11 protein-coding genes are annotated in these 9,430 nt (G+C 73.6%); 5 read left to right on the top strand and 6 right to left on the bottom strand.

Translation table 11 applies throughout. The features are described from left to right. From AB0J52_RS16170 to iolD, 4 genes are all read left to right on the top strand, one after another. Positions 1–409, top strand: a 409-nt coding sequence (locus AB0J52_RS16170) for a PfkB family carbohydrate kinase (RefSeq protein ID WP_500182372.1), incomplete at its 5' end; no start/stop codon positions are given. Further along, on the top strand, positions 406–1,296 hold the full coding sequence (locus AB0J52_RS16165) for a Cgl0159 family (beta/alpha)8-fold protein (RefSeq protein ID WP_500182371.1): 891 nt from the start codon (positions 406–408) through the stop codon (positions 1,294–1,296). The genes AB0J52_RS16170 and AB0J52_RS16165, both read left to right, overlap by 4 nt. Further along, a complete protein-coding gene (gene iolB / locus AB0J52_RS16160) occupies positions 1,293–2,153 on the top strand; it encodes a 5-deoxy-glucuronate isomerase (RefSeq protein ID WP_500182370.1) in 861 nt (286 codons plus the stop codon). The genes AB0J52_RS16165 and iolB overlap by 4 nt, the downstream gene beginning before the upstream one ends. After that, on the top strand, positions 2,150–3,979 hold the full coding sequence (iolD, locus tag AB0J52_RS16155; RefSeq protein WP_500182369.1) for a 3D-(3,5/4)-trihydroxycyclohexane-1,2-dione acylhydrolase (decyclizing): 1,830 nt from the start codon (positions 2,150–2,152) through the stop codon (positions 3,977–3,979). The genes iolB and iolD overlap by 4 nt, the downstream gene beginning before the upstream one ends. 71 nt (positions 3,980–4,050) lie before the next feature. Here iolD and AB0J52_RS16150 read toward each other — a convergent pair whose 3' ends face one another. Genes AB0J52_RS16150 through AB0J52_RS16140 form a run of 3 tightly spaced genes read right to left on the bottom strand, consistent with a single transcriptional unit; the run spans position 4,051 to position 6,176 of the window. After that, the gene (locus tag AB0J52_RS16150; RefSeq protein ID WP_500182368.1) at positions 4,051–5,232 is read right to left on the bottom strand and encodes a zinc-dependent alcohol dehydrogenase; all 1,182 of its coding nucleotides are present in this window, start codon (positions 5,230–5,232) and stop codon (positions 4,051–4,053) included. Positions 5,233–5,285: 53 nt separating this feature from the next. Beyond that, a complete protein-coding gene (locus AB0J52_RS16145) occupies positions 5,286–5,891 on the bottom strand; it encodes a flavodoxin family protein (RefSeq protein ID WP_500182367.1) in 606 nt (201 codons plus the stop codon). Between the two features lie 54 nt (positions 5,892–5,945). Further along, complete coding sequence (locus AB0J52_RS16140; protein ID WP_500182366.1) at positions 5,946–6,176, bottom strand: hypothetical protein; 231 nt, start codon at positions 6,174–6,176, stop codon at positions 5,946–5,948. Between the two features lie 132 nt (positions 6,177–6,308). On the opposite strand from AB0J52_RS16140, the gene AB0J52_RS16135 reads away from it, so the two are divergent. Next, entirely contained in the window at positions 6,309–6,974 is a 666-nt protein-coding gene (locus AB0J52_RS16135) for a diguanylate cyclase (RefSeq protein ID WP_500182365.1), read from the top strand. Positions 6,975–7,029: 55 nt separating this feature from the next. Here AB0J52_RS16135 and AB0J52_RS16130 read toward each other — a convergent pair whose 3' ends face one another. The 3 genes from AB0J52_RS16130 to AB0J52_RS16120 all read right to left on the bottom strand — a co-directional run. After that, positions 7,030–8,055 carry an ABC-2 membrane transporter-related protein gene (locus tag AB0J52_RS16130; RefSeq protein WP_500182364.1) on the bottom strand — a complete coding sequence of 342 codons (1,026 nt, stop codon included), beginning with the start codon at positions 8,053–8,055 and terminating at the stop codon, positions 7,030–7,032. Next, positions 8,052–8,918 (bottom strand): ABC transporter ATP-binding protein, encoded by an 867-nt coding sequence (locus AB0J52_RS16125; protein ID WP_500182363.1) that lies wholly within the window; start codon positions 8,916–8,918, stop codon positions 8,052–8,054. Before AB0J52_RS16125 ends, AB0J52_RS16130 begins: the two co-directional genes overlap by 4 nt. Positions 8,919–9,032: 114 nt before the next feature. Continuing rightward, positions 9,033–9,430: response regulator transcription factor (locus tag AB0J52_RS16120; protein ID WP_500182362.1), on the bottom strand; the 398-nt coding region annotated here is incomplete at its 5' end.

The following is a 9,430-nucleotide window of genomic DNA, read 5'->3' as shown; positions in this document are numbered from 1 at the left end:
CGAGCGCGAGCCGCGCGCCGCGGCCCGCGCGCTGCTGGACCGGGGCGTGTCCGTCGCGATCGTCAAGCAGGGGCCGCTCGGCACGCTCGCCGCGTCGGCGGACGGGATCGTCGAGGTCCCGCCGACGCCGGTGGAGGTCGTGAACGGCCTCGGAGCGGGCGACGCCTTCGGCGGCGCGGTCTGCCACGGCCTGCTGCAGGGCTGGGACCTCGAACGGATCGTCCGCTTCGCGGGGGCCGCCGGGGCGATCGTCGCGTCGCGGCTCGCCTGCGCGGACGCGATGCCCGACTCCGGCGAGGTCGAACGCCTGCTCGCCGCGTCCGGCACGACCGGCACGTCCGGCACGGTCGGCACGACCGGTCCGGCCGCCGCGAGCACCGGAACCGATGACAAGGAGAGCACGGTTTGAACACCCGCACGTTCGCCGAACGCCACGCGGAGCTGATCGAGACCAGGGCCGTCCGGCCCGGCGCGATCGCCGAGGCCGCCGCCCGCCGCGCGCGGCCCGCCGCTCCGCTCGGCGCCGCGGGCAAGCTGATGATCATCGCGGCCGACCATCCGGCGCGCGGCGCGCTGCGGGCCGGGACCGACCCGGGGGCCATGGGCAACCGCCGCGACCTGCTGGAGCGGATCTGCGTCGGGCTGTCCCGGCCGGGCGTGCACGGCGTGCTCGCCACCCCGGACATCATGGAGGAGCTCCTCCTGCTGGGGGAGCTGGACGGCCGGTACGCCATCGGGTCGATGAACCGGGGCGGCCTGTCCGGGGCGGCGTTCGAGATCGACGACCGGTTCACCGCCTACTCCGCGTCCGCGATCGCCGCCGCGGGGCTCGACGGCGGCAAGATGCTGCTGCGCGTCGACCTCGACGACCCGGCGACCGCCCCGACGCTGGAGAACTGCGCGAACGCCGTCACCGAACTCGCCGGACGGGGGCTCCCGGCGATGGTGGAGCCGTTCCTGTCCACCCGGGGCGACGACGGGAAGGTCAAGAACGTCCTCACCCCCGAGGCGATGACCAAGGTCATCTCGATCGCGTCCGGGCTCGGCGCCACGTCCGCCCACACCTGGCTGAAGGTGCCCGTGGTCGACCGGATGGAGGAGGTCATGGAGTCCTCGACGCTGCCCGCCCTGCTGCTGGGCGGCGAGGTGCCCGACGACGCGGAGGCGACGCTCGCGGGCTGGAAGGCGGCCCTCGACCTGCCGACCGTGCGCGGCCTGGTCGTCGGCAGGTCCGTGCTGTACCCGCCCGGCGACGACGTCGCGGGCGCCATCGACGCCGCGGTGGGGCTGCTGTGAGCGCGGAGGTGCGGGTGGAGGTCACCCCGCGGAGCGCCGGCTGGGAGTACTCGGGCCTGCGCGTGCTGACGCTCGGCGCGGGCGAGGAGGTCGCGCTGGAAACGGGGGACTCGGAGACGCTCGTGCTCCCGCTCGCCGGGTCGTGCGCGGCCACGGTCGGCGTCCCGGCCGACGGGACGACCGTGACGTTCGAGCTCCAGGGCCGTCCGGACGTCTTCTCCCGCGTCACGGACTTCGCGTACGCGCCGCGCGACGCGACGATCGTCCTGCGGTCCAGGGAGGGCGGGCGGTTCGCGCTGCCGGCCGCGCGCTGCGAGCGGCGGCTCCCGCCCCGCTACGGGCCCGCCGGGAAGGTGCCGGTGGAGCTGCGCGGCGCGGGGCAGATGAGCCGCCAGGTGAACAACTTCTGCACGCCCGGGGCGTTCGAGGCCGACAAGCTGATCGCGTGCGAGGTGCTGACGCCGGGCGGCAACTGGTCGTCCTACCCGCCGCACAAGCACGACGAGCACACTGAGAACGAGTCGGTGCTGGAGGAGATCTACTACTTCGAGGTCGCCGCCGCCCCGCACGGCGGGGCGGGCATGGGCTACCAGCGGGTCTACGGCACCACCGACGTGCTGGAGGAGGTCCGCACCGGCGACGTCGTGCTGATCCCGCACGGCTGGCACGGGCCCTCGATGGCGGCGCCCGGGCACGACCTCTACTACCTGAACGTGATGGCGGGACCGGGCGAGGAGCGCGCCTGGAAGATCTGCGACGACCCGGCGCACGCCTGGATCCGCGGCACCTGGACCGACCTGCTGACCGACCCGAGGCTGCCGATGAGCTCGGCCGCCGGACCCGAGGGGGACCGATGACCGAGACAGTGCGGCTGACCGTAGGGCAGGCGGTCGTCCGCTTCCTGGCGAACCAGTGGAGCGAACGGGACGGCGAGCGGCAGCGGTTCTTCGCCGGCTGCTTCGGCATCTTCGGCCACGGCAACGTGGCCGGGCTCGGGCAGGCGCTGCTGGAGTACGGGGACGGGCTGCCCTACCGGGCGGCGCGCAACGAGCAGGCGATGGTGCACGCGGCGGTCGGCTACGCGCGCACGCACGACCGGCTGCGCGCGTTCGCCTGCACCACCTCGATCGGACCGGGCGCGACCAACATGGTCACCGGCGCGGCCCTCGCGACCATCAACCGCATCCCGGTGCTGCTCCTGCCGGGCGACGTCTTCGCCACCCGGGTGGCCAACCCGGTCCTCCAGGAGCTGGAGGACCCGCGGTCCTACGACGTCTCGGTCAACGACTGCTTCAAGCCGGTCTCGCGGTTCTGGGACCGGATCAACCGGCCCGAGCAGCTCCCGAGCGCGCTGCTCGCCGCGATGCGCGTGCTGACCGATCCGGCCGAGACCGGCGCGGTCACGCTCGCGCTGCCGCAGGACGTGCAGGCCGAGGCGCACGACTGGCCGGTGGAGCTGTTCGCCGAGCGGGTCTGGCGGATCGCCCGCCCGGTGCCCGAGCCCGCTCTCGTCGAGGAGGCGGCCGCGCTGCTGCGCGGCGCCGAGCGTCCGCTCATCGTGGCGGGCGGCGGGGCCATCTACTCGCGCGCGACCGAGGTGCTGCGCGAGTTCGCCGAGGCCACCGGCATCCCGGTCGCCGAGACCCAGGCGGGCAAGGGGACGCTGGCCTGGGACCACCCGAACTCGGTGGGCGCGATCGGCGCGACCGGGACCACCGCCGCCAACGCCCTGGCACGCGAGGCCGACGTCGTCCTCGGCGTCGGCACGCGCTACAGCGACTTCACCACCGGCTCCCGCAGCGTGTTCGCCCGTCCGGGCGTCCGCTTCGTCAACCTCAACGTCGCGGCGCCGGACGCCGTCAAGCACGCGGGCCTGCCGCTGACCGCCGACGCGCGCGCGGGACTGGCGGCGCTCGGGGCGGCGATGGACGGGCACACGGTCGCCGCGTCCTACCGCGCCGAGATCACCGAACGCGTCGCCCGCTGGAACGAGGCGGTCGACCGGGCCTACGCGCCGTCCGGCGGGACGCTCCCCGCCCAGCCGGAGATCATCGGCATCGTCAACGAGGTCAGCGGCCCGCGCGACGTCGTCGTGTGCGCCGCCGGGTCGATGCCGGGGGACCTGCACAAGCTGTGGCGGACGCGCGATCCCAAGGGCTACCACGTGGAGTACGGCTACTCCTGCATGGGCTACGAGATCGCCGGCGGGCTCGGGGTGAAGCTCGCGGCGCCCGACCGCGAGGTCTACGTCATGGTCGGCGACGGCTCGTACCTGATGATGGCCCAGGAGCTCGTCACCGCCGTCGCGGACGGGATCAAGCTGGTCGTCGTCCTGGTGCAGAACCACGGCTTCGCCTCGATCGGCAACCTGTCGGAGTCGGTCGGCGCGCAGCGGCTCGGCACCCGGTTCGAGCTGCCCGGCGACCTGGCCGCGAACGCCGCCGCGCTGGGGGCCGACGTGCTGCGCGCGACGACCGCCGACGAGTTCCGCACGGCCCTGGTCAAGGCCCGTGACAGCGCTCGCACGACGGTCGTCCACGTGGAGACCGACACCTCGACGGGGGCGCCGGACAGCGAGGCGTGGTGGGACGTGCCGGTCGCCGAGGTCTCCGGCCTGGAATCCACGAAGCGGGCCCGCGCCCGCTACGAGGAGGACCGCAAGGCGCAGCGCCGCCTGATCTGAACCGGCGGCGGCCGCGTCGGACATCCGCGTCCGGCATCCGGGTCCTGCTGACGTCCCCGGCCGATTCCCGGTCAGGGCGTCAGCAGGACCTTGATGGCGCCGTCCTGCTTCTTCTGGAAGATCTCGTAGCCGTGCGGGGCCTCGGCGAGCGGGATGCGGTGCGTCGCGAGGTCCGCCACGCCGAGCGGGTCGGCGTCGTCGGCGACCAGCGGCATCAGCTCGTCGATCCAGCGCTTGACGTGCGCCTGCCCCATCCGCACGGTGATGCCCTTGTCGAACATCCGCAGCATCGGCAGCGGGTCGGACATGCCGCCGTACACGCCGGACAGCGAGATCGTCCCGCCGCGCCGGACGGTCTCGATGGCCTGGTACAGCACCGACAGCCGGTCCACCCCGGCGCGCGTCATCAGCTCGGCGGCGGCGCGGTCGGGCAGCATGCCGGTGAGGGTCTGCGCCGCCTTCGCGACCGGCGAGCCGTGCGCCTCCATCCCGACCGCGTCGATGACGCCGTCGGTGCCGCGCCCGTCGGTCAGGTCCCGGACCGCCGCCGGGACGTCGGAGACGGCGCTCGCGTCGATCGTCTCGATGCCGTGCCGGCGCGCCATGGCGAGCCGCTCGGGCACCAGGTCGACGCCGATGACGCGGTGGCCGAGGTGGCGGGCGATCCGCGCGGACATCTGGCCGATCGGCCCGAGTCCGAACACGGTGACGCTGCCGCCGGGCGGCAGGTCGGCGTACTCCACCGCCTGCCGGGAGGTCGGCAGGACGTCCGACAGGTACACGAACCGCTCGTCGGGCGGCCCCTCCGGCACCTTGATCGGGCCGAACTGCGCCTGCGGGACCCGCAGGTACTCGGCCTGCCCGCCCGCGACCTGGCCGTACAGCTTGGTGTAGCCGAACAGCGCCGCGCCCATCCCCTGGTCGCGGACCTGCGTCGTCTCGCACTGCGCGTACAGCTTCAGCTCGCACATGTGGCAGTGCCCGCAGGAGATGTTGAACGGGATCACGACCCGGTCGCCGGGACGGATGTGGGACACCTCCGCGCCGACCTCCTCGACCACGCCCATCGGCTCGTGGCCGAGGATGTCGCCCTGCCCCATGAACGGGCCGAGCACCTCGTAGAGGTGCAGGTCCGAGCCGCAGATGGTGGTCGTGGTGACCCGCACGATCGCGTCGGTCGGCTCCTTGATCACCGGATCCGGGACGTCCTCGACCCGGACGTCGCGGCGGCCTTGCCAGGTGAGCGCCTTCATGGCGGTTCCTTTCGCTCGTTGGGTCGGGCTCGCCCGGTGGGCCGGGCGGCGCGTCAGCCCGGCGGGGCGGGGATCGGGTTGGCGGCGAGGGCGCGGGCGGCGGCGAAGAGGTTGGACGCCATCGCCCGGCCGGTCTTCGCCGACCAGTCGTGCCCGCGCTCGTCGTCGAGGTAGTCCGGCCCGGGGCCGGGGCCGAGGTGCCAGTACGTCCACGCCTGGCCCGGGATGGTGAAGCCGAAGTCGGCGAGCGCGCCGTTGATCTCGCTGATCACGTGGTGCGCGCCGTCCTCGTTGCCGGTGACGACCACGCCCGCGACCCGGTTGTAGGCGACCGGCCTGCCCTCGTCGTCGGTCTCCGACATCAGGGCGTCCAGCCGCTCGATCACGCGCTGCGCCTCCGAGGAGGGCCGGCCGGCCCAGGTGGGCGACGCGATGACCAGGATCTGCGAGTCGAGCAGCTTGCGGTGCACCCGGGGCCACTCGTCGCCTTCGCCCATGTCGGTGGAGACCCCGGGCCGGATGTTCAGGTCCGCGGTCCGGACGGTCTCCACCGTGACGCCGTGCTTCTCCAGTTCGTCCGCCACGACCTGGGCCAGTGCCCCCGTGTTGCTGGCCTCGGGTGACGGCTTGAGCGTGCAGTTGATGATCAGGCAGCGCATGAGAACCTCCTCATGCGGTCCCTGCCCCCGTCACGGGCTTGAAACGGAAGGGGGTCAGGAGGACAGGCGCTTCTTCAGCAGCTCCTTGCCCTGCTCGGCCCCCTTGCGGCTGTCGGCCTGGGCCTTGCGGAAGAAGTCGGCGAGCTCGTTGTCGCCGTCCCGCTCGGCGTCCTTGATGTAGGTCTCCAGGCGCAGCACGTTGCTCAGGCACGCCTCGGTGAACCAGATGATGTTGTAGTCCTTGTCCTTGGTCCCCGTGACCTGGCCGGTCTCGGTGTTCGACATGAGGCCTCTCCTCTCGTGGGTTTGCCCTTGTCTGGCGCCTACCCCTGAGAGGCGGGCAAAAACTCCAGGTCACAGTGGGGGAGGCCGGTCGCGCGACGACTACCTGCGGCGTGCGCGGGTAGCGCGGTGGTCATGAACGCGACATCAGGAGCCACCCTTGTCCGCACTCTCGTCAGCAGGTCCCCCCGTGTCCGCCGGGTCAGGCGGGCGTTCGGCGTCGAGGAGGCGGCGCGCCGGGGGCTGATGGGCGGCGTCCTCCCGCTGTGGCTCGGCGCGGGGCTGGCCGACTGGGTCCGGCACCGGCAGACCGGGATCGAGCGGAACGCCGGCACCAAGGAGTCGGTGATCCACGCGCTGATGATGGCCGAGGCGGGCGTGCCCGTGACGCTCGGCCTGTTCTGCGAGGTGAACGCCGGGGTCCTCGCCGCCTGCGGCGGGGCGCTCGGCGTCCACAGCCTCACCGCGTACTGGGACGTGTCCTACGCCGAGCAGCACCGCGAGGTCACGCCGGTCGAGCAGCACATCCACAGCCTGCTGGAGGTCGTCCCGCTGATGGCCACGGGGTTCCTCGCCGTCCTGTACTGGGACCAGGCGCGGTCGCTGGCCGGACGGGGCGAGCGGCCCGACTTCCGGATCCGGCTCAAGCGGGACGGGCTGGTCTCCTGGAAGGCGCGCGCCGCGCTCATCGGGGCGATGACCGTGTTCGGCGCGCTCCCGTACGCCGAGGAGATGATCCGCTGCGTCCGCGCGTCCTCCTCCCGCAAGGCGGGCGAGGACGAGGACGAGCCCACGCCGTGAGCACGACGCCGCCGGACGCCACGGAGCGGCGTCCGGCGGCGGGCCTCCGGCGGGCTCAGTTCAGGCGGTGGCGGATCCGCCAGAGGGCGAAGGACGCCAGGAGGGCGCTGAGCAGGACGTAGAAGGCGGTCTCCAGGAGCTGGAAGAGCCAGTACCGGTCGGCGGGCTGGTAGGTGATCTTCAGATGGAGGTCGAGCCGGCCGAGGCAGACCGCGGTGTCGCCGAAGGTGCCTCGGGCGCCCGTCCGGGGCGGGGAGTTCAGGCAGCGGCCGAAGCGGGCGCCGCTCAGCGGACGGCCGTCGGACGTCAGGAGCGGGCTGGTCGAGCTGATCCAGGCGTCGGGTTCGTCCAGGAGGGTGATGCCGCCGATGACCGGGCCGCCGGTGATGCTGCCCAGGTTCCTGGCCCGGTTGATGGCGTCCGCGGGCATCGCCATGGTCGCGGTCTCGGGCGGCATCAGGTGCGGCCGGACCAGGTTCGGGATGAGGAACTGGACGGCGATGAAGGCGACCATCGTCACCGCGATCGCGGGGAGCGTGCGGCGGATCAGCAGGCCCGCGACCGTGCCCAGGGTGACCGCGAACAGGGCGTAGCCGACCGGCGCGAGGTTGCGGGAGCCGAAGAGGATGGTGTCGAAGCGGTTCGCGCTCGCCTCGTCCACCGGACGCGCCGCCCAGGTGAGCAGGGCGCTCACGGCGGCCGTGGCGGCCATCGCCGCCAGGGCGGTGACCGAGAGCTTCGTCGCGAGCCAGCGGCGGCGGGTGACGCTCTGGTTCCAGACCAGCCGGTGGGTGCCCGCCTCCAGTTCGCGGGCCACCAGGGGAGCGCCCCAGAAGGTGCCGAGCAGGGCGAGGCCGAGCCCGAGGCCGGCGGCGATGAAGAGCATGGTCTCGCGGTAGCGGGCCTGGAACTCGGCCAGGGCCTGGGGGCAGTTCCCCCTGGCCCGGCAGTTCCCTCGCGCCGCGGAGTAGGCGTCGCGGATGTCGCTGCCCAGGTAGAGCGCGAAGGCCGCCACCAGGACGAGGGCGACGGCCGCGACGAGGGCCTGCCAGCGGAACTGGCGCAGGCTGAGCCAGATCATCGTGCGGTCTCCTGGAAGGCGGGGGCGGGACGGCGTTCGGCCCGGGTCATGTAGGCGAGGACCAGTTCTTCGAGCGTGACCGGGACGGCCGCTGCGGGGGGCGGCCCGGTGAAGCGGGCCACGCCCAGCTCGATCGGCTCGGCGCCGGCGGGGACCTCCGGGGTCGGCAGCCTGCGGTGCGCGGCCAGGAGGTCCTTGACGTCGCCCGCCACCTGCACGCGGGCGTCGCAGAGCACGACGAGGTGGTCGCAGACCCGCTCGACGTCGGCGAGCAGGTGCGAGGAGAGGATCGCGCCGCCGTCCAGGTCGGCCACCAGGCGCGTGAGGTTCTGCAGGAAGCCCTGCCGGGCCAGCGGGTCCAGGGCGGCGGCGGGCTCGTCGAAGATGAGCAGGTCGGGGCGCTTGGCGGCGGCGATCGTCAGGGCGAGCTGGGCGCGCTGGCCGCCGGAGAGGCCGCCGGCCTTCTGGTCCGGGTCGAGCCCGGCCTCGCGGACGCGCCGCTCGGCGAGGCCCATGTCCCAGCCCGGGTTGAGGCGCGCGCCGAGGCGCAGGTGCTCGGCGACGGTGAAGGAGCGGTAGACCGGGGCGTCCTGCGCCATGAAGCCGACCCGGGCCAGGTGGGTCGCGTCGGCCGCCGGGCGGCGGCCGAGGACGCGCAGCCCGCCGGACGTCGGTTCGGTCAGCCCGCACGCGAGGTGCAGCAGGGTCGACTTGCCCGCGCCGTTCGGGCCGACCAGCCCGATCACGCGGTCCGGCGGGATCGTCAGGGTGACGTCGTCCAGGGCGGCGCGCCTGCGGCGGCCGTAGCGTTTGGTCAGTCCCTCGGCGTGCAGCACGGGGGGACGGGAGTGCTCTTGGGGCATGGTCCGATCTTCGGCGGCAGGGCCGTCCGGGCCATCGGCCCAAAGCACGCTTTCGGGGCGGTACGGCGGTACTTTCGGCCGGTTCCCACAGCCGCCGTCGCTCAGCCGCACGGCTCAGCCGCCTCCGACGAGCCCGTTCTCCCAGGCCCAGGCGACGATCTCGACGCGGTTGCGCAGCCCGAGCTTCGACTGGACGCTCGCCAGGTGCCCCTTCACGGTGCTCAGCGAGATGAACAGCTCGGCCGCGACCTCCTGGTTGGTGCGTCCGCGGGCCACGATCCGGACGACCTCCAGTTCCCGCTCGCTCAGCGGCGGCGCGGGACGGCCGGGGGCCGCCGCCTCGGTCAGGTGGCGGAGCAGCCGGACGGTCACCGAGGGCGAGACCAGCGCCTCACCGGCGACGGCGGCGCGGACGGCCTCGACGAGCAGCGCCGGCCCCGCCCCCTTGAGGACGAACCCGACCGCTCCGCCGCGCAGCGCGCCGTAGACGTACTCGTCCAGGTCGAACGTGG

The organism is Spirillospora sp. NPDC049652, assembly GCF_040675125.1.
Lineage (GTDB): Bacteria > Actinomycetota > Actinomycetes > Streptosporangiales > Streptosporangiaceae > Spirillospora.
Note: the sequence above shows the minus strand (reverse complement) of the source record. Positions and strands in the feature narration are given on the sequence as shown.

What these genes read in the sequence shown, in the direction of transcription:
- AB0J52_RS16145 (WP_500182367.1), bottom strand. Translation starts at nt 5,891, where the DNA reads ATGCGCTGCCTGATCATCAACTGCACGCTCAAGCCGTCACCCGAGGCC.
- AB0J52_RS16130 (WP_500182364.1), bottom strand. Translation starts at nt 8,055, where the DNA reads ATGATCTGGCTCAGCCTGCGCCAGTTCCGCTGGCAGGCCCTCGTCGCG.
- AB0J52_RS16135 (WP_500182365.1), top strand. Translation starts at nt 6,309, where the DNA reads ATGAACGCGACATCAGGAGCCACCCTTGTCCGCACTCTCGTCAGCAGG.
- AB0J52_RS16125 (WP_500182363.1), bottom strand. Translation starts at nt 8,918, where the DNA reads ATGCCCCAAGAGCACTCCCGTCCCCCCGTGCTGCACGCCGAGGGACTG.
- AB0J52_RS16150 (WP_500182368.1), bottom strand. Translation starts at nt 5,232, where the DNA reads ATGAAGGCGCTCACCTGGCAAGGCCGCCGCGACGTCCGGGTCGAGGAC.
- iolD (WP_500182369.1), top strand. Translation starts at nt 2,150, where the DNA reads ATGACCGAGACAGTGCGGCTGACCGTAGGGCAGGCGGTCGTCCGCTTC.
- AB0J52_RS16140 (WP_500182366.1), bottom strand. Translation starts at nt 6,176, where the DNA reads ATGTCGAACACCGAGACCGGCCAGGTCACGGGGACCAAGGACAAGGAC.